20 protein-coding genes and 1 tRNA gene are annotated in these 17,785 nt (G+C 50.1%); 16 read left to right on the top strand and 5 right to left on the bottom strand.

Annotated elements, in window-relative coordinates; all coding sequences use genetic code 11:
- Positions 1-130 precede the first annotated feature (130 nt).
- The 3 genes from PLA01S_RS11700 (at position 131) to PLA01S_RS11690 (ending at position 2,806) form a co-directional block, all read left to right on the top strand.
- Positions 131-1,702 (top strand): S-layer homology domain-containing protein, encoded by a 1,572-nt coding sequence (locus PLA01S_RS11700; protein ID WP_246059450.1) that lies wholly within the window; start codon positions 131-133, stop codon positions 1,700-1,702.
- A 130-nt stretch (positions 1,703-1,832) separates the two neighbouring features.
- Positions 1,833-2,288: a RidA family protein gene (locus tag PLA01S_RS11695; protein ID WP_127592381.1), complete on the top strand. Its 456-nt coding sequence runs from the start codon at positions 1,833-1,835 to the stop codon at positions 2,286-2,288.
- 2 nt (positions 2,289-2,290) lie between these two features.
- On the top strand, positions 2,291-2,806 hold the full coding sequence (locus PLA01S_RS11690) for a GNAT family N-acetyltransferase (RefSeq protein ID WP_127592380.1): 516 nt from the start codon (positions 2,291-2,293) through the stop codon (positions 2,804-2,806).
- Between the two features lie 73 nt (positions 2,807-2,879).
- On the opposite strand, the gene PLA01S_RS11685 is transcribed toward PLA01S_RS11690, so the two are convergent.
- Entirely contained in the window at positions 2,880-3,728 is an 849-nt protein-coding gene (locus PLA01S_RS11685; RefSeq protein ID WP_127592379.1) for an alpha/beta hydrolase family protein, read from the bottom strand.
- 192 nt (positions 3,729-3,920) lie between these two features.
- Between PLA01S_RS11685 and PLA01S_RS11680 the strand changes: the two genes are divergently transcribed.
- The 9 genes from PLA01S_RS11680 (at position 3,921) to PLA01S_RS11640 (ending at position 9,174) form a co-directional block, all read left to right on the top strand.
- Positions 3,921-3,993 (top strand) — tRNA-His (locus tag PLA01S_RS11680).
- Between the two features lie 132 nt (positions 3,994-4,125).
- Entirely contained in the window at positions 4,126-4,386 is a 261-nt protein-coding gene (locus PLA01S_RS11675) for a YqkE family protein (protein ID WP_071220257.1), read from the top strand.
- 173 nt (positions 4,387-4,559) lie between these two features.
- The gene (locus tag PLA01S_RS11670) at positions 4,560-5,138 is read left to right on the top strand and encodes a uridine kinase family protein (RefSeq protein ID WP_127592378.1); all 579 of its coding nucleotides are present in this window, start codon (positions 4,560-4,562) and stop codon (positions 5,136-5,138) included.
- Positions 5,139-5,274: 136 nt separating this feature from the next.
- A complete protein-coding gene (locus tag PLA01S_RS11665; RefSeq protein WP_127592377.1) occupies positions 5,275-5,994 on the top strand; it encodes a DsbA family oxidoreductase in 720 nt (239 codons plus the stop codon).
- Positions 5,995-6,093: 99 nt separating this feature from the next.
- Positions 6,094-6,900: a GNAT family N-acetyltransferase gene (locus tag PLA01S_RS11660; protein ID WP_127592376.1), complete on the top strand. Its 807-nt coding sequence runs from the start codon at positions 6,094-6,096 to the stop codon at positions 6,898-6,900.
- 38 nt (positions 6,901-6,938) lie between these two features.
- Positions 6,939-7,538 (top strand): DUF4269 domain-containing protein, encoded by a 600-nt coding sequence (locus PLA01S_RS11655; protein WP_127592375.1) that lies wholly within the window; start codon positions 6,939-6,941, stop codon positions 7,536-7,538.
- The gene (locus tag PLA01S_RS11650) at positions 7,531-8,001 is read left to right on the top strand and encodes a DinB family protein (RefSeq protein WP_127592374.1); all 471 of its coding nucleotides are present in this window, start codon (positions 7,531-7,533) and stop codon (positions 7,999-8,001) included. The genes PLA01S_RS11655 and PLA01S_RS11650 overlap by 8 nt, the downstream gene beginning before the upstream one ends.
- 53 nt (positions 8,002-8,054) lie before the next feature.
- Positions 8,055-8,672, top strand: coding sequence for a TVP38/TMEM64 family protein (locus PLA01S_RS11645; RefSeq protein WP_164817407.1), 618 nt, complete (start codon positions 8,055-8,057; stop codon positions 8,670-8,672).
- A gap of 184 nt (positions 8,673-8,856) precedes the next feature.
- Positions 8,857-9,174 (top strand): hypothetical protein, encoded by a 318-nt coding sequence (locus tag PLA01S_RS11640; RefSeq protein ID WP_127592373.1) that lies wholly within the window; start codon positions 8,857-8,859, stop codon positions 9,172-9,174.
- A gap of 93 nt (positions 9,175-9,267) precedes the next feature.
- Here the strand turns inward: PLA01S_RS11640 and PLA01S_RS11635 are convergent, their stop codons facing one another.
- Genes PLA01S_RS11635 through PLA01S_RS11625 form a run of 3 tightly spaced genes read right to left on the bottom strand, consistent with a single transcriptional unit; the run spans position 9,268 to position 12,423 of the window.
- Positions 9,268-10,980, bottom strand: coding sequence for a CotH kinase family protein (locus PLA01S_RS11635; RefSeq protein ID WP_127592372.1), 1,713 nt, complete (start codon positions 10,978-10,980; stop codon positions 9,268-9,270).
- An 18-nt stretch (positions 10,981-10,998) separates the two neighbouring features.
- Positions 10,999-11,706, bottom strand: coding sequence for a DUF4956 domain-containing protein (locus tag PLA01S_RS11630; protein WP_127592371.1), 708 nt, complete (start codon positions 11,704-11,706; stop codon positions 10,999-11,001).
- 3 nt (positions 11,707-11,709) lie between these two features.
- Entirely contained in the window at positions 11,710-12,423 is a 714-nt protein-coding gene (locus PLA01S_RS11625; RefSeq protein WP_127592370.1) for a polyphosphate polymerase domain-containing protein, read from the bottom strand.
- Positions 12,424-12,683: 260 nt separating this feature from the next.
- Here PLA01S_RS11625 and PLA01S_RS11620 point away from each other — a divergent pair, with 260 nt between their 5' ends.
- From PLA01S_RS11620 to PLA01S_RS11605, 4 genes are all read left to right on the top strand, one after another.
- Positions 12,684-14,030 (top strand): sensor histidine kinase, encoded by a 1,347-nt coding sequence (locus tag PLA01S_RS11620; protein ID WP_127592369.1) that lies wholly within the window; start codon positions 12,684-12,686, stop codon positions 14,028-14,030.
- Entirely contained in the window at positions 14,027-14,665 is a 639-nt protein-coding gene (locus PLA01S_RS11615) for a response regulator transcription factor (protein ID WP_127592368.1), read from the top strand. The genes PLA01S_RS11620 and PLA01S_RS11615 overlap by 4 nt, the downstream gene beginning before the upstream one ends.
- 190 nt (positions 14,666-14,855) lie before the next feature.
- The gene (locus PLA01S_RS11610; protein ID WP_127592367.1) at positions 14,856-15,809 is read left to right on the top strand and encodes a DoxX-like family protein; all 954 of its coding nucleotides are present in this window, start codon (positions 14,856-14,858) and stop codon (positions 15,807-15,809) included.
- Positions 15,793-16,470: a DUF4166 domain-containing protein gene (locus tag PLA01S_RS11605; RefSeq protein WP_127592366.1), complete on the top strand. Its 678-nt coding sequence runs from the start codon at positions 15,793-15,795 to the stop codon at positions 16,468-16,470. Before PLA01S_RS11610 ends, PLA01S_RS11605 begins: the two co-directional genes overlap by 17 nt.
- On the opposite strand, the gene PLA01S_RS11600 is transcribed toward PLA01S_RS11605, so the two are convergent.
- Positions 16,460-17,758: an MFS transporter gene (locus tag PLA01S_RS11600; RefSeq protein WP_127592365.1), complete on the bottom strand. Its 1,299-nt coding sequence runs from the start codon at positions 17,756-17,758 to the stop codon at positions 16,460-16,462. The two genes, PLA01S_RS11605 and PLA01S_RS11600, sit on opposite strands and share 11 nt — an antisense overlap.
- Positions 17,759-17,785: the final 27 nt, after the last annotated feature.

Raw genomic sequence — 17,785 nt, 5'->3', positions numbered from 1 at the left:
CGGCAGTGAATATTACCAAGAAATGAATAATGCCTGAGTCTATGATCATCTGATATGCTGATGGTATCAGATGATAGAATAGAATCGAGGCGTCCCTTTGAAGAAATATTTCCTTTCACTTTGTTTGCTGTTGTCTTTTACATCGCTTTTTGGCTCTCTTCAGGCATCAGCGGCTCAAGCTCCTAGTCCGACCGATTTTCACGATATCTCGGCAAGCTTTGCAAAAGACGCGATCCATCGTCTAGCCAAGAGAGGTATCGTAAGCGGGGATGGCACAGGAGCTTTTTTGCCGCGTAATCCGGTTACGCGTGCCGAATTCATGGCCATGGTTGCCAGAATGCTCAAGATGGAGCCCGTTCCAAATGATTTGTCTGCCTTTCAGGACGTATCCAAATCAGCTTGGTACTACGGCTGGATTCATGCAGGACTTAATCTATCCATCGTGGAGGGGAACGGCTACAAGTTCTTTCCAAATGCTTCGATAACAAGACAAGAGGCCGCGGTCATGGTTATTCGTGCCATGAAAGAAAGTGGTTATGATAATGGAAATACGGCCGGCCTATATACGGATTCGGGTTGGATCTCGGAATGGGCATGGAGTGCGGTTGGCAAAGCGACGAATGCAGGCTGGCTGCAAGGAAGCAAAGGGCAATTCAGACCGCAGGACGCGATCACCCGGGAAGAGACGGCGATGCTGCTGGACAGGGTCCTCCAATCGGGAAATGTGAAGTCCATGATCGATAGCCAGACCCCCGCAAATATCCATATGGGCTGGTTATATAACGGTACAACGAAGCAATACATCTCCTATGCCAAACGGGCCGGCTTGAATGTTCTGGTACCGCGTTGGTACTACATGGAGGCTAATGGCAAGGTGACGGACCATACCGACAAGGAGCTGTTGAATTGGGCTCATAACAACAGTCGGCAGGTGTGGGCTATGGTGGGGAACCGCGGGAATGCGGAAGGAACTAATCAAGTTTTAAGCAGCGCACAGTCCCGAAAGTCTGTCGTTGACAGTATTTCAGCGAGTGTATCCCGGTATCGATTGGATGGGATCAATATTGATTTTGAGAATGTTATGCCTCAGGACCGGCAGAATCTGACGGCCTTTATCACGCAGTTATCCATAGAGATGAGACGGCTTGGAGCCAAGTTATCCATCGATGTTTCCCCTGATCTGAAAACGGATTGGACGGCTGCATTCGATTATGCAACCCTTGGTACACAAGTGGACTATATGGTGCTCATGAGTTATGACCAGCACTGGGGCGGTTCGCCCAAAGCGGGCTCCGTTTCCTCGCTCCCTTGGAGCGAGTCTGGGCTGAGCAAGCTGCTGACCCAAGTTCCGGCTAAGAAGAGCATCATCGCGTATCCGCTGTACACGAGAGATTGGAAGATTGCTTCGTCGGTATCCTCGCATGACATCAGTTTGGTTGAGCAAGGACATCGCATTCGCCTGAACAAGGCTTCATTCACATGGAATGAGAGCGTGGCGCAGTATGAAGCAGCTTATACCAGCGGCGGCATTCCGCATCGCATATGGACCGAGGAGTCCCGCTCTTTATCCATGAAACATCTCATGGCCGCCAAATATCAGATTGCCGGTTATGCCTACTGGTATCCGGGCGCCGAGACGACGGACGTATGGCAGGCCATTCATAATGCGGAGCGTTATGCTTATTATTCGTTCCGGATCTAAACATCCGACATGTTGAATTTAAGACCAGCCTCGAAGAGTGAGGTTGGTCTTTTTTTTACTTGTAAAAAGGTCATTCCGTGATACAATAATTGAAATTTAGATAGAATATATTTCCTGTAGGAGTGATCACATGACCGTTCATGCCGAGGAACGTCTGGAGCAGCTGGGTATCAGCCTGCCTAAAGCAGGCTCGCCAGCAGCCAAGTATGCCAACTATGTCATCGTTAACGGGTTGATGTATGTTTCAGGCAAGGGGCCCTCAGGACAGCCGAGAGGGAAGCTCGGGGAGCATTACACAACAGAGCAGGGGTATGAATATGCCCGTCTGACCGGGATTGAAGTTCTGGCCGTATTAAGAGAAGGGCTGGGGTCACTTGATAAAGTGAAGCGCGTGGTTAAGGTTCAAGGCTTCGTTAACGCAACAACCGACTATGAGGAGCATCATAAGGTGCTGAATGGATTCTCGGACTTGATGCTAGAGGTGTTCGGGGACCAAGGGATTCACGCCAGATCCGTATTCGGAGCCGTATCCTTACGGGATCAGCTGCCCGTCATTGTAGATTCGATCTTTCAAGTGGAGGAATAGTCATGGCATTAGCATTAAGGGAGCTGCAGGTGAAGGAGGATGAAAGTCTGCTGCTCATGGTCCAGGAAATCGGCCAGGGCGGGAACGGCTTCGTTAATGGACTAAATAGCGGGAGCATGGAAGAGTTCGCTTCCAAGGTACAGCGCAATTACGAAATGGCCAGAGGCATCGATCTGCCGGATCAGTATGTTTCCCAGACGATATTTTGGTTGTACGATAACGACAAGCCTGTAGGATATGGTAAGCTGAGACACCGCTTGAATGACAATCTGCTAGAGCTAGGAGGACATATCGGGTATGTCATCAGGCCGTCGGAGCGTGGGAAAGGATATGGCAAGCGGCTGCTGGCGGAGCTGGTCAAGAAAGCCAATGAGAAGAACATAAGCCGTGTCCTTCTGACCTGCGATGAATTCAACCTGGCTTCCCGTTGCATCATTGAAACGAATCACGGTGAGTTAAGTTCCATTACGAACGGGACGTGTAAATACTGGATTGAGACGGCTGCTGGGCACAACTAGTTGGAAGCCTTGCTAATCAACAATTGCTTGGAGAGAGAAAAGTAGAAGGAGAGGCGCGCTCCTCAACTTCTCCTTATTTCTTCAGCCAGTCGAACATCCGGTTGATCGCCGCTGCATGCTGCGGTGGCGGGAAATGATGTCCCAGCCCTTCGTACAGGTGGGCTTCCGGCTGGTGTCCCTGTTCTTGAAGCTTATCCAGCATCCGGTAACTATGTTCCACCAGGACCTGCTCGTCCCGCGTCCCATGGACAATCAGAACGGGACATCGAATTCGGGCCGCATAATGGATTGGGGACCGAAGAAGGTATCGTTCCGGAAACTTGGTTGGCGTACCGCCAATGACGCGTTTCATCATCCTGCGCAGATCGATCCGTTCCTCGTAGGTTTGCGCCAGGTCGGAGACACCGCTCCAGAGAATCATTTTGGATACATGTGGTGACAGAGCAGCTGCCACGGCAGCATTGATCGCACCGCGGGAAAAGCCCAACAGATGAATACGGCTGTTATCTATCCATGAAATGCGTGATAGCCATTCGATTGCGGAGATCACATCCATCGTATCGGCACCGCCGAATTCATCCCTGCCCTCGCCGCCTTCGTTTCCGCGATAGGCCGGAGCAAACACGGCATATCCTTGCGCCGCGAATTCTTCAACCCACTTCAACCTTACCGCGCCGATCCGGCCTATGCCACCGCGGCAATACAGTACGAGCGGCAACTTAGGGGCAGTCGATCCTGAGAATCCTTCCCGGATAGTGTCCTTATTTAAGGAGCATGCCAGCGTGCCGATTATTGAAACGCCGTGAATTGCGTTGAACGCTTTGGACATCTCATGTGCGCTCGAACGGGGCAGTTGCGGCGGCAGACCAAGATACCCCTTGACATGCAATCCCTCTGAGACATAGTCAATATGATAGATCATCGTTGTGCTTCCTCCCGTGCTTATATCATCATGTTGTATCGAATAAGGGCGCTATTATCTAGTTGGAATCAAGTAAGTATAGTATGTTCTTTCCGTTGAAATCAAGAATGGGATGTAAGAAATTACAATTTGCCAAATAGCTAAATATCTGATAAATTATGATCTCGGGCATATCCATTGCTCATTGTCATGGCGGTCGTGGCGAAGGGGTTAACGCACCGGATTGTGGCTCCGGCATTCGTGGGTTCAAGTCCCATCGATCGCCCTCAAAATTAAAGTATACATAATGAGAAGGAGAGCCGAGAGGCTCTCTTTTTTCGTGGTTATAATCAAGCAGATATAGATGCCAGGTCCTTCATAAGATGATATAATAATGTGAAAATCGAGGTGAATGAACATGGCAAAAAAGAAACAAAAGTCCCCCTTGCCGCGAACCGAAGCTGCCGATAAACCCGCTACGTTAAAGGATATGCTGGACCCTCAAGTTCTGGCGAAGTTGAAGGCAACAACCGAATCCTTGAAAGCCAATGAAGCCGAGCGGCTTGAGAAGGAAAGACAGGAACGGGAAGCTGTGCGCAAGGCCGAACAGAAGCGGCGCGACAATGATTTTGAATATTTACTGGAACACAGCGAGATGGATTGGAAAAAATATAAGTGACAGGCGGCGGTATGCTGTCTGTTTTTTTGTTTGGTTTAATCGTGGTCCGTCTTCTGTGAACGTACGCCGATTGACGTGTTTTCTGTAACGCTGGAACTTTCAACTTCCTGGGATCGGTTGTATAATAATGGAACCTATACATTGGACATACATGCGGAGGAAGATGAAAGGATATGGAGCGTAGGCAGACTTTAAGGATCGGGATTGGCGGAGGTTCGGGCAGCGGCAAGACAACGCTAAGTCTTAATCTCAAGGAGAGGTTAAGCGAGTACCGGGTGGCCATCTTCCATATGGATAAATACTATAAGTCCGTTAGGCCCTTGGCCAAGGCGCCCTTCACGAATCAAATATTTGAGGATTTTAACCATCCGGATGCCGTCGATATCGAGCGTCTGACCGAGGATTATGAGCACGCCGTCCATAGTGGCGAATACGATGTAATCGTTGTTGAAGGATTTCTCTTGTATCAATTCGAATCCCTTAGGAACTCTCTTCATTTGAAGCTGTTCGTAGATTGCCCCGCGGATGAAAGGATGCTTCGCAGAAACCGGTGGTTTATAGAAAAAGGGCATAGCGAGGAAAGTGTGCTTCAGGAATATTTGCAGCTTGTAAGATACAGGCACGATGAATATGTTGAGCCTACCCGCTGGCATGCGGATCTGGTGATCAATAGTTCCCTGAAGGGAAATCAAGGCTTAAAGGTTGTGACGGATTGGGTTCTTGCCAGATTAGAGGAGAACAGCCCCGCTTAGATAACCGGCGTGTTTGTACTCGGTATCCTGAACATTCTTGCAAGACCTTTCCATATTCATGTGAGGTGTTGATGTCATGCTGAAAGCGGGTTACAATAAGTAAGTTAGTATTCATGCTCGCTAGGAGGCGAAAAGAATGAAAGTGGAAATATGGTCGGATTTTATGTGTCCGTTCTGTTATATTGGTAAACGCCGTTTCGAATCAGCTTTGGAACAATTTCCTAATAAAGATCAGGTTGAAGTGGTATACCGCAGCTTTGAGCTTGATCCCAATGCATCGTATAAAGCCGGGGTTTCCATGGACGAGATATTGGCATCCAAATACGGCATGAGTATCGAACAGGCCAAGGCTGCGAACGCCAACGTTACCCAGCAAGCGGCAAGCGTCGGGCTTACTTATCACATGGATCGCGTCATCCCGGCCAATTCATTTGATGCACACCGCCTGGTTCATTTTGCATCCGGGCATGGTAAAATGAAAGAAATGACGGAGCGGCTGTTCCGTGCACACTTTACAGACGGCGAGAATCTTGGTGATAAGAATCGGTTGGCCGATCTGGCGGCTGAAGTCGGCCTGGAGCGGAAGCAGGCTGTGGCCGCGCTCGAGAGTGACGATTTCCAGTCCGAAGTAAGGGCAGACGAAGCAGCAGCAGCAAATTTGGGAATTCGGGGAGTGCCGTTCTTTGTGCTGGGAGGCAAATACGCCGTGTCCGGCGCGCAGCCACTGGAAGTGTTCACGGACGCTTTAGATAAGGCTTATCGTGAAGCGAATCCGCTAGTGATGGTGAATGATTCCGACAGCAGCGACGGCATGTGCGCCGACGGATCATGCGATCTGCCGGGCAGCGCGAAATAAAACATACACAGCAAGTAAGAGCCCGAAGCATCAGCAAGCGATCTTCGGGCTCTATTTATCCCGTTAAGGAGAACTAATCATTAATACATAGGAGGCAATATGCTGCATCTTCCATCTGAGGAACTTATCCATCGAATTCAGGATTCGGAAACGGATTATATGTTTGATCGAATGAAAGCAATCGAAGGTCGGACCGGAAATCCCGAAGGGGTCGAAATGAAGCGCTTCGGCCATGCGCTGTGCTTGTATAGCAAGACGATGCCTTGGCTTTCTTTTAACACGGTGAAAGGACTGCGTTCAGAGGATCTATATAACTTGGATGATATCATCGACTTTTATCAATCGAAGGATCGCAAATTCCAGTTCGAGATCGTACCCGGCCTGGTGAATCAGGAAGTTCTAGCTGCGCTTGCCGATCGCGGATTCTATCAATCTGCTTTTCATAATGCAATGTATATGAACCCGCAAGAGCTGAAGGGGGTGCAAGGTAATGGAATTGTGATCAGAACAATAGACAAAGATGAATTTGAGGATTATGCTAAAGTTCATTGCCGTGGAACAGGATTGCCTGATCAAGGGATTCCATCTGTAGCCTCGAATAATCGTGTATTGTGTTCACGACCGGGATGGAGCTTCTATATGGCTTATGTCGAAGATGAGCCGGCCGCAGCTGGCGTCATGTATGTTAATCAATCGACAGCGTCACTAACATTTGCGGCAACACTCCCGGAGCATCGTAGTCAGGGCTTGCAGCGGGAGCTGCTTCGCAGGAGAATACAGGAGGCGAAGCTTGCAGGATGCGACCTGGTTGCCTCGCAGTGCGCTTTCTTATCGCAGAGTCATCGTAACATGGAATCGGTCGGCATGAAGCTGGGCTATGTTCGGACGACGTGGACCGAGCGCTAACCTGAAAGTTCAGCGGAGTAAGGCAGGTGGAGGCAGCCATGCAAGAACCTATGGATTTTCTTAACTTGGAATACTTACGTCTAGGCTCTGATAAACAGAAGCAAGCAGCCATGGTTATAGACGAGCTTAGACTATGGGATCATTTGAAACCTTGTAACCCGATATTGGTGGGCACGATTCCTATCGGGATTCACATCGCTTCAAGCGATCTTGATATCATCTGCCATGTGACGGATTCTGCCCGTTTTGAGCGGGAGCTCATGACGCGTTATAGCGAACTTGTTTCGAATTTCACGTGCTCATCCCGTACGGTCAACAACGTGGATCGAACGGTAGCGCGTTTTCGGTATAAAGGATGGGAGTTCGAGATTTTTGCGCAGCCATTACCTTCTACGAAGCAGAATGGTTACCGTCATATGATCGTGGAATACAAGCTTCTGAAGCAACTCGGTGAAGCTGCAAGACAAGAGATTATCGAGCTGAAGAGGTCGGGTTACAAGACGGAGCCTGCCTTTGCGAAGCTGTTACATATCTCGGGCGATCCTTATGAAGAGCTGCTCCAGATGTATCACTGGCCGGAGGATCGACTTGACGCCTATATTAAATCTTATATGGACAAGGAGGATGGATATGAGTGACAAACAGCAGCTGCTGAATGAGTATTCCGCATGGATCGGCAAAGTGAGAGAGTTCGCGGAACAGGAAGAGGGATATTGGAGCACCCCGATTGCAGAGGGGAAATGGGCCGTACGTGATGTGGTATGCCATATCATGCGCTGGGATGAGTATTTTTACAATGAAGCCATTGCCAAAATCTCTACAGGGGATGCATTGACCGTCCGGCATGTGGATTATGACACGTTTAATGAAGAGTCGAGGCAATATGCCAAGACGTTATCGACAGAAGCGCTGGTGGATCAGACGATAACCGCAAGGGAGAAACTGATTCGGGTGATTGAAGCCTTGCCTGAAACGTCATATGAGTTGCGGTACACGGACGGTGACGGGCATCCCTTTGAGGTGGCGCAATTTATGCGGGATTTCATCTGGCACGACAACCACCATCTGGCTCAGCTGAATCAGGCGCTTCAGGTCGGCTAGTCGGCAATACTTAGCAGAAATGGGTGAAGTCATTGAATGGCTACTTGGACATCATGTCTTACTTTACAGAGAGCAATCTGGAATGGTGGTTAGAACAGTTTAGAGCTTTAGGTCCTCTGCCGGGCATCCTTCTGACTTTCCTGAAATCCTTCATTCCACCGATGCCCACGATCGTGATCGTAGGTGTTAATGCGGCGGTGTATGGGCTTTGGGCCGGGTTTCTTTACTCCTGGATCGGTATGGTGGCAGGATGCTTAACGACCTTTCTCATCGTGCGCAAAATATCCGGTACGGCCCTGATCGAACGCTGGGCGAATAAACCTAAAGTTCAGCGCGGTATGCGCTGGATTCAGCGCAACGGATTCAGTTACGTTTTCCTGCTTGGCATACTTCCCGTAGGGCCGTTTGTCGCTGTCAATGTGGCCGCCGGGCTGGCCCGAATGAACCTGATGTCCTATCTGATGGCTGTAACCTTGGGCAAGGGCATTATGGTGTTTTGTGTCTCTTACATCGGTGCCAACCTGTCCGATTTTATTGCTGAACCTTTTAAATTGTTCGGTGTCCTTGCCTTTATCGTGCTGTCCTTGTGGGTCAGTCGGAAGCTGGATTCATATTTTATAAGAAAACAATCGGTTCAGGATCAACAAGCAGAGTTAGGCCCCATGAAATAGCCGACTCCGTGATGCTTATTTAGGAATGGTTATATTGCCAAAACAGGTTATCGATTTGCCTCAAAATTTAAAGCGGGCGGTATGGGTGCACTAGCCATATCGCCCTTTTGCTTATCATGAACTTATTTTTGCTGTATAATGGAAAAATAACCAGTACCAGCATGATTAAAAAGGAGTAAGTGTTATGACCAAATTGGCCTCATCGATTCTCGAAATGATTCGTATGATGATCATTATGATGATCTTTGTAACCGTTCTGGGCAACATAGAACATCAAATACTGAAGAACTGGGTACCTTGGGAAGGACTATACTTCCTGTTCCTGTTCGTGGGGAATGTACTGTGGTTTCTGGTCCTTTATCGCAATCGCCTGCAATTCAGCGGTTGGTATCGTTCAGCTGCGACCCAGCACAAGCTGTCTAGAAATACGACGAGGATCGTCATGGCGCTGGGCATGATCCTGATCGGAGCGCCCATCATGATCACGTGGTTCATTGTATAATAGGTGTAAACCATCGGTCATAGGCTCAAACGATCGTAGATAAAGGGGCAGTTCCCAAGGTATCGACCTTGGGAACTGCCCCTTGTTAGATGATTACAGTCTTTTACGTTTATACAGTGTTACGAAGAGACAAGAGAGAAGCAGCAGGGCGATGGATACTCCGGCGTACAAGGCTTCCTTGGGACTGCCTTGTTCCTCGGCATTCCCGTTTGACCGATCGCCCGGCCGGCCCATTCCTGGGCCTCCCTGCATTTGACCGCCAAACTCGCCGCCGAATCCGTTCCCCATCTGCCCCTGAGGGAAATCCGGCACTTGGCCTTGACCATTCTGGACAGGGTCTTGAGGCATGACCGGTTGATTTCCATCAGAAGGGGGCTGATCCGAAGATTGGGTTTGATCTTCAGGAAGCTCTTCTGCATTTTGTGATGGTTCTGTATTTACGGCTGGAGCAGCATCAACCGTTGTTCTTTCGTTGTTGGTGGGCGTGTTCCCGCCAGGTACCATACCGCCGCCACCGCCCGGACCCATGCCGCCGCCGCTGCCGGTTCCATCGCCTGCGGAAGGAATCGTTCCATCCAGCTGCTGCTGGATATTATCCATGGACTCTTCCACGAATGAAGTTAATGTCGGGATGGATTGCTCGTACTCCTCATAGGTGTAGAAAGGTCTCGGGTCTTGCTTAACGTGCCCGGAAATTAAATCTTGTAATTGCGCCACCCGTTCATTGAATGTTTCCTGCTGCATGTAGCCCTCCAGCATCTCCGAGAGGATGGCGTGATAGCGCTCCTTATATTTGTCAACCTCGAGCAGCTTGGCAATCAGGGGCCGTTCCGCCAAGGCTCCCTGAGTAGGCTCGTCAATAAGGATGCCCGATCCGCCGAATCCCCCAAATGCCATATTGTAATCCCAAGGCAGGACAGAGAAGACGCCTTTGTTCTCATACAGATAATAGTTCTGTTTGTTCATCCCCAGGTAGCTGTCCATATTGGAAGCAACGACGTTCAAGGCAACGTACTTAAGTACATTATCCACGTCCAGGACCTTCTCATAATCGGAGCCGTTATTGAGCTCGTCCAGCATATCGATCAATACATCGTCATTGGAGGACTTGGATTTCATGACAAGTCCGGTATAGGAATCGGGGTCATTGCCAAGCCAAGTCAGATCGCTGCCCGCACCGTTCATTTCGGCCTTGTACAACGCGCCGTAGGAATTATTGAAATGACGCTCCAGATAGGAGTCGCCAATCTGTTCAATCGCGAGGTAGAACCCCCATAATTCATCGTTAACGTATACATTGACGTAAGAGAAGCCGGGTGTTGGCAATCCGACTGAATCCGCCAGCTCGTAGGTCAGGAATTCCCGCATATACGAGGCATCGCTGTAGTTGTTGTTCAGATTGATTTTACTGATTCCATTCAAGGTTTGATTGAGGTATTCGTCAAAGGATAGTTTGAAGCTGTAGCGGTCGGAGTCTGAATTGACTACGCTGCGCAGGCTTAAATTGCCTTTGGTGCGAATGCCGACATGATCCAATTGCATGCCGTTGTAATTGACGGATGCTTCTTTGTATTCTTCGGCGCTGGCGTTGTCCAGCATATCCTGAAAATCGGCTTCGTCCATCGTGATTTTAACATCAATGACCTTATCCTTCGGAAAAACCGCCGAATCGATTTGCTCCTGCTGGGCATCGCTGTCCGTGCTGCTCATCGTTTCGGCAGGTGTGGGTGTCCATTGGCAGCCGGAGCTTAGGAGGACTATGGCCAGCGCTAGGGACAGCAGGAGCGTCATTCTTTTCTTTTTCATCTCTGACCACCGCCTGACTTAGGATACATAGTCGCCACTGTAACTGATCAGTACCGCGTTATGAACGCCCGGGAGCTGGGACAGCTTGTTTACGAACTGGCCTTCGGCGTCACGCAGCCTTACTTCCAGCGTCACTTCAATGCTGCCTGGCGTCACGGTTTTTTGCTTCAGATTATAACGCTTCACGGCTTGACCGATTTGTTCTTTTACGGCCCGCTCGCTCTGCTCATGATCGCAATGGACCACGAGCAGATAAGGGGTATCCACTGTCGCTTTCTTAATGAAGAAGAACAGGATAAGACCGACAACGACGGAGCCGATGGCAGCCAGCGTATAGAACCCGGCTCCGGTGACGATCCCGGCAACCGCGGCCCAGAACAGGAAGATCAGATCGGTTGGGTCCTTGATGGGGGTACGGAAACGGACGATGGAGAGTGCGCCGACCATACCGAGCGAGAGCACGAGATTGGAGTTGATGGCAATGATGACAACGGCCGTGATCATGGTCATCCCGATCAGAGACACGTTAAAGCTTTTGGAATACAGCACGCCGCTGAAGACTCTTTTATAGAGCAGATAAATAAATAGTCCGATAACAAAGGCAACGGCCAGCGTAATCAGAATTTTGGCGATGCTGATGTCGGATACGAAATTTTCCATGACGGATTTTTTGATGATATCCGAAAAATTGGTGGTATTTGTATTGCTTGAAGTCGTAGTATTCATGAACTATTGATCCTCCCATGTGTTATATTTCAGAAATTTACGGCACATCACATACTTAGAGGCCGATTGACGGCCCAGTCCTTCCAACTGCAGCGCGATTTTGATGTAATCCGGGATATACTCGTCATATTTGACTTCCAGTATGATCAGATTCTCATCCATCGCCCGGATGGGCAGCAGATTCCGATTGAACAGATCCGTGGAGTGCAGGCCGGTTCGAAGCTCCTTGTCAAACGTGATCCGGACATTTCCGTTAGCGCAGACATACGGCTCGCGGACATAATCGACAATGACTTTGGGCCGCAGCAGCTTATGCTTCATCTCGTGATACAGCTCCATCATTAATGGTTTATCCGGCTGATAGAGGCATTCGTATTGACCGGTCATGATCTGATCGACCATTTCCCTTGTGAGCGGCTCCTTCAGCTTGGTGATGTAATCCCGGAATTTGATTTTCTTCTCAAAATGGATGGTGTCGTCGGTTACGTTGTAGATGCGGATGCGGTATTTCACCCGATCCCGGACGCCCGCCAGCTTCTCGTATAATGCTTTGTTGTTGATATCGTCAAAGTACAAGCTTCGAATGTGATATTCCCCGCCGGGTCCGGCATGCTGATCGTAGGTCACTAGATTCTTCAATCGTTGACTGATGATCCGATATTGGTGAAGATTCACAAAAAACTTCAGCTCGTTCCGGTATTTCAATGGGGTTGTCATGTTTCCACCTCGTTTCTCTCTGTCATGCATATGCTTGTTTGCTTACGAGATCTATCCTATCAATCGTTCCTGATATCTTTCTTAAACGCGGCTGAATGTAAACTGAATGTTTTCGCTATGTAAAAATCGAAGCTATGAAGTAAACCAATTTCATGATTCGATGGATCCGACTTGTTCGTGAAGATAGGTAGGAGGCCCCCGCAGCTGTCGCAATTGTGGTAGGATGAAACTATATTCGGGAAGAGAATGGACGATGTTTCATGATGTATTATGTGGTAGCGCTTTGGAGCGCGGCGGCTGTGCTGCTGTTCAATCAGCCTCGGAGCGAGGTGAACCGCTGGGCAGCTTTTTTTCTGTGGAGCGCAGGAATCGGGGGTTTAACGGATTTGCTTGCGCCTTCCGGTTTTATTGCGGCCGGGTACGAGCCGTGGATTCAATTTCTAAACCATACCTTGACACCGTATTGCGTGTTAATATTTTGCTTGGTGTATACACGCACGCCCGGGCAGCGTAAGAGAAAACGCGATTTCAAAATAGGCTTGTTTTTGCCGGTGCTGGCGATGCTGGCCCAGGTGCTTTTGACGGAAGATTACCGAATTCATTATGGATGGTTATTCGTATGGACGGTTCCCTATTATGTGGCCGCCTGTGCCTTGCTTATTCGCGCGTTGTCGCATGAGATGAATCCACAAAAACGCAAAAGCATGTGGATTACCACCTGGATTATGGTGCCTACCTTGCTTGGCGTGATGCTGTTGATTAATGTTGGAAATCTGATCTCGCCCGGTTATGATTCGTTCCGGTATGTGTCTCTGTTCATTCTGTATTCGCTGGGCGTTGCCGTCATCTGTACCTTTGTGTACGGCGTCCTGGGCGTACGACTGAAATTTGAGCGCGATCCGCTGGATCGCACAATGCAAGCCGTCAGCTCGGGGACTTCCATGCTGAATCATACCATCAAGAACGAAATCGGGAAGATTGCGATGAGCGCCGAAAATGTAAAGCAGCTGCTGCCACTGGACAACGGCGTTGCCATCGAACAGCTTGAAGTCATAGCGAACTCATCGGACCATCTGCTTGCCATGGTGGGGCGCATGCAGCAGCAGATGAAGGCGTTTAAGCTTGTGGAACAGCCTCTCCGCGTGGATCAGCTGCTTGCGAAGCTGCAGCTCCGCGAACAGGATCTGTTGCGCAGGCATGGTGTTGAATTGAAGGTGATTTGCCGTCAGCGGCCTTGGCTGCTCGCAGATCCCGTCCATTTGAAGGAAGCGATCAGCAATCTCATGCGTAACAGTGTGGAGGCGATGCCTGAGGGAGGGCTGATTACGATAACGATAACGGCAGACCGCAAAGGAGCGGCGATTACCGTTAAGGATAACGGGATTGGAATTCCGAGAGCGCAGCAGGCGCTTGTGTTTGAACCTTTTTACAGCACCAAGGGCCATAAGAAGGATAACTTCGGGCTTGGTTTGTCGTATGTTTATAACGTGATGAAGAAAAGCGGAGGCTCCGTAGGTCTGGAGAGCCGCGAAGCGGTTGGTACGGAGATTACGTTATATTTTCCGCGCAGTAAAATCATTCGTTTATCCGGGAGGGAAGAAGCTTGAATCGCATACAAATCTTCTTGGTAGAGGATGATCCGGATTGGATTAAATCGATGACCGTTTTTCTAAATGCGCAGGAGGATATGATCGTTGTCGGGACGGCCGAGTCGTCCGAACAAGCGATTGCGATGGCGCAAATCCTATCCTTTGATATCGTGCTAATGGATATTCAGCTGACTGCCGGCCGACTTGACGGGATATACACGGCCGCCGAAATTCTTGAGCGCAAGCCGCAGGCCAAGGCCATCATGTTGACCTCACTGGGTGACGAGCAGGTGATCACGCAATCCTTTACGGCCGGTGCCGTCAATTATATTGAGAAGTCGAAGTTTAAGGAGCTGCCGGCTGCCATCCGAAGCGCTGTGCTTCATCCGGGATCGATGGAGGTGCTGCTCAAGGAATTCGCCCGCCTTAAGCGCGAAGAGCAGCTGCGCGGCTTGACGCCTGCGGAGCGTGAGGTGTTTGATCTATTGGATGAAGGGTACACCCATTCCCAGATGGAGAAGAAACTGTTCAAAACCGAGAGCACGCTCAAGAACCAGATCAATAAAATTTTGAAAAAGCTCGGGGTAAGAAATAGCAAGGAAGCCGTGGAGAAGGTCCGCCGCAAAGGGATCGTGCGAGAGAACGACAACTAGCTCTAGGATCAATTATGGCCGGATTATATAGAAGGACCGGAAGAGGTACTACGAAACGTAGTACCTCTTCTTGGTATGTTCTACAAAAGAGAGGTCTAACGGGGAGTCCCCCCACGGCTGTAAAATGGCTTGTAAATAGAGAGGTGTCCGGCAGAAGACCTAAAGGACATCCCAAGGGGAGCTGAAGCGCATGAAGAGAAAACCGATCTATGTCGAGCTCGATATCCAGACGGATATGGAGAAGCTGTGGACGTTGACGCAGAGGCCTGAGCTGCATCAACAGTGGGATTTGCGGTTTTCCGAGATCCATTATTTGCCGAAGGCTGATTCGGACATCCAGCAGTTTCTATATAAAACCCGCATTGGTTTCGGATTGGAAGCTACGGGGACGGGAGCTGCGAAAACAGCCGTGCACCCGAAGACGGGGAATCGCATCTCGGTACTGCGATTCGGCTCGGATCAGCGCTGTTCCCTGATTCGGGAGGGAAGCGGCTATTGGAAGTATGCGGACAAGGGGGGCGGCATCATAAGCTTCTCTACCCAATACGATTACAAAACACGGTTCGGAATGGCAGGCGAGTGGTTTGACCGGTTGCTGTTTCGGCCTTTATTCGGCGCGGCGACGGCTTGGAGCTTTGATGTGCTGCGTTTGTGGGCAGAGAAGGATATTCCGCCTTCGGCAACGATTCCAAAGGCACTCATCCATGCCTTGAGCGTACTTATGCTGGTCATTCTATGGTGTTATGAAGGGCTGGTACCGAAGCTGTTGTTCCCGGAAGCCGGTGAGCTTGATCTGTTGCGGCAGTCGGGCTTGGCAGGAGGGCAGGAGGGCTTGGTGCTGACATTTCTAGGCATAACCGAGATTGGCGTTGGGTTATTGACGCTGCTCTTCCATAAGAGTCGGTTGTGGTACAGGCTGCAAATTCTCTTGCTGTCGGTCTTGATGCTTGGAGCATGGATGACGGCCCCCCAGTTAATGAAGGCTCCGTTCAATCCGTTAACGCTTAGCGGATCCATGATGGGATTATGCTTCATGGCTTTGCTGTCTGCTGCAGATTTACCGAGTGCCTACCGCCCCGCACGAAGACCCGTCCCCGGGTATAACTCCCGTAAAGGAGGGGAGATGCATGACCTCGATCTATGAACAAGCGCTGGGCTTGCAATTTCAAATGCTCCATCCCAAAATTCGGGAGCGGTTCGGGTTTGACAGCAAGGATCATATCGCTTCGATTGGCGAAGGCATTATGGAAGAGATCTGGTACGCGCCTTGGGCCGCGCTGCCTCTGTATATAGGCACGAAGCGGCATATTATGTTTCCGAATCGCGGAAAAGGGATTCCGTTTCGGATCGAGAACTATGCGTATCGGGATGAATGGGGAAGAGAAACGGTGACGTGGTGCCGCAGCTTTGATTTTCCGGGTGTCCAAAGGCGGTTTGATGCCACGATGATCTATAGTACGCAGCGCAGCCGAGTCGTGGATTATTTAGGGAATAAACAGCACTTGGCGGTCGATCTCCGGATAGCCACAGGGGCTAACGGCGGAATTCGCATTCAATCGGGGGAGCAGAGGTTTTATGAGGGGCTTTTGCAGTTTCGATTTCCCCGGTGGTTCACCGGAACAGCCGATGTAAACGAATGGTATGATGACGGGAAACAACAATACCGGATATCCGTTGAGGTAGACAATCCGATATTGGGGCCTGTCTTCCGGTATAAGGGAAGCTTTCAGGCCCGGACCATTGCCGTAGCTGATGGAGCTGTTCCGCTCCATGTGAAACCACTGCGGGTTGAGGCTAGAGAGTAGCGGCGGTTTCAGAGGAGGAGAGACTGCTGCCTCTGCGCTCACGGAACATTCGGTAGTATAGAAACGAAGATACAACATATAGCGTTCCGGTAATACAAAATGTGATCGCATATCCCCAATAGTTGCCGTAAGTGGTGACGAGTTTAGATTGTACGGGTCCCATGGTGGCCCAGCCTAGCATGAAGGCTGTTTGCGTGACGGAATTGGCGATTCCTCTTCGGTGATCCGGTACGCGGTCGATCAGAATAGAGGATTGTATCGGATTGGCGGCATTCATCAGGGCTTGGCGGAACAGGAAGCCGACCGATGCAATGAGGAGTACGTTCGTGAACCCGGTTAACAGCAGGAAGGGCAAGGATAGCACTTGAAAGAGCACCACGGCCCTGACGGCTCCCACTCGATTCACCAGCGTTGGTCCGATCAGCATCGATACAATCGTCATGACTTGTCCGAGTGATATCAGAATGCCGACCGCCGATAACGATACCGAGAAGCGGTTGGTAAAATATAAATTCAAATAAGGCACGACAAGCCCTGAGCCCAGGCCGATTAACAATTGGGCGAGCGCGAACTGACCGATGACTTTGTAATCCCCCAAACCGGAGGTGTTAACAGCTCCTCCTGCCTGAGCTGGTTGATGAGCCGTAGACGGTGCATCCAGTGCCTGAATCTCCTCGGCCTTCTGATCGGTTGTGAACAAGAGCGGGATAAACGCCGCAAAGGTTGCCAGGCCGCCTATGAAAAGCGCGGTTTTCAAGCTGCCGACCTTGTTCATACCAACGGCCTGCAGGGCATCCGCCAAAAATCCGCCTCCCATGCTTCCGAGCACTTGAGAAGCAAGAACAAGCGAGGCGTGGATGCTAAAGATCCGCATGCGAGCCGATTTCGCCGTGTTTTCCGCCAAGAAGGGGATCGCCAGCACCTGAAAGAAGGATGCGAACAGACCGGTATATATCGCAAGACCAAGCAAGCTGAACTCGCTTTCCAGAAAAGCGCGGGCGATCAGTCCTGCACCGCTTAACAACGCCCCAAGGACGAGGATTCGTTTGCGGCTGCCACGGTCTCCGATCAGGCCGATCGGAATGAACATCAATGCCGTTGCCAGGGATTGAATACTGACCACTGTTCCATTCATGGAGTCATTATACCCAAGGCCTTGTATGTATAAATTGTAGAGCACGCTAAACATGCCGGTACCGATCTGATACAGCACGTTAGCTAGAAAAAAAAGCTTGATGTTACGCGGCCAAGAACGCATTTCTTTTGCCGACTGTTGGATGAAACTCATGATGATACCCCCTAAATTTTACAGCAG

It is taken from the genome of Paenibacillus lautus NBRC 15380, assembly GCF_004000945.1.
In the GTDB taxonomy this organism is placed as follows: Bacteria; Bacillota; Bacilli; order Paenibacillales; family Paenibacillaceae; genus Paenibacillus_AQ; species Paenibacillus_AQ lautus.
The sequence above is the reverse complement of the archived record's forward strand: the minus strand, read 5'-3'. Positions and strand labels throughout refer to the sequence as shown.

Coding starts and splice junctions, on each gene's coding strand:
- PLA01S_RS11690 (WP_127592380.1), top strand. CDS start 2,291: ATGGCATTAGCATTAAGGGAGCTGCAGGTGAAGGAGGATGAAAGTCTG.
- PLA01S_RS11665 (WP_127592377.1), top strand. CDS start 5,275: ATGAAAGTGGAAATATGGTCGGATTTTATGTGTCCGTTCTGTTATATT.
- PLA01S_RS11600 (WP_127592365.1), bottom strand. CDS start 17,758: ATGAGTTTCATCCAACAGTCGGCAAAAGAAATGCGTTCTTGGCCGCGT.
- PLA01S_RS11670 (WP_127592378.1), top strand. CDS start 4,560: ATGGAGCGTAGGCAGACTTTAAGGATCGGGATTGGCGGAGGTTCGGGC.
- PLA01S_RS11640 (WP_127592373.1), top strand. CDS start 8,857: ATGACCAAATTGGCCTCATCGATTCTCGAAATGATTCGTATGATGATC.
- PLA01S_RS11620 (WP_127592369.1), top strand. CDS start 12,684: ATGATGTATTATGTGGTAGCGCTTTGGAGCGCGGCGGCTGTGCTGCTG.
- PLA01S_RS11655 (WP_127592375.1), top strand. CDS start 6,939: ATGCAAGAACCTATGGATTTTCTTAACTTGGAATACTTACGTCTAGGC.
- PLA01S_RS11605 (WP_127592366.1), top strand. CDS start 15,793: ATGACCTCGATCTATGAACAAGCGCTGGGCTTGCAATTTCAAATGCTC.
- PLA01S_RS11645 (WP_164817407.1), top strand. CDS start 8,055: ATGTCTTACTTTACAGAGAGCAATCTGGAATGGTGGTTAGAACAGTTT.
- PLA01S_RS11695 (WP_127592381.1), top strand. CDS start 1,833: ATGACCGTTCATGCCGAGGAACGTCTGGAGCAGCTGGGTATCAGCCTG.
- PLA01S_RS11630 (WP_127592371.1), bottom strand. CDS start 11,706: ATGAATACTACGACTTCAAGCAATACAAATACCACCAATTTTTCGGAT.
- PLA01S_RS11685 (WP_127592379.1), bottom strand. CDS start 3,728: ATGATCTATCATATTGACTATGTCTCAGAGGGATTGCATGTCAAGGGG.
- PLA01S_RS11635 (WP_127592372.1), bottom strand. CDS start 10,980: ATGAAAAAGAAAAGAATGACGCTCCTGCTGTCCCTAGCGCTGGCCATA.
- PLA01S_RS11650 (WP_127592374.1), top strand. CDS start 7,531: ATGAGTGACAAACAGCAGCTGCTGAATGAGTATTCCGCATGGATCGGC.
- PLA01S_RS11660 (WP_127592376.1), top strand. CDS start 6,094: ATGCTGCATCTTCCATCTGAGGAACTTATCCATCGAATTCAGGATTCG.
- PLA01S_RS11610 (WP_127592367.1), top strand. CDS start 14,856: ATGAAGAGAAAACCGATCTATGTCGAGCTCGATATCCAGACGGATATG.
- PLA01S_RS11675 (WP_071220257.1), top strand. CDS start 4,126: ATGGCAAAAAAGAAACAAAAGTCCCCCTTGCCGCGAACCGAAGCTGCC.
- PLA01S_RS11625 (WP_127592370.1), bottom strand. CDS start 12,423: ATGACAACCCCATTGAAATACCGGAACGAGCTGAAGTTTTTTGTGAAT.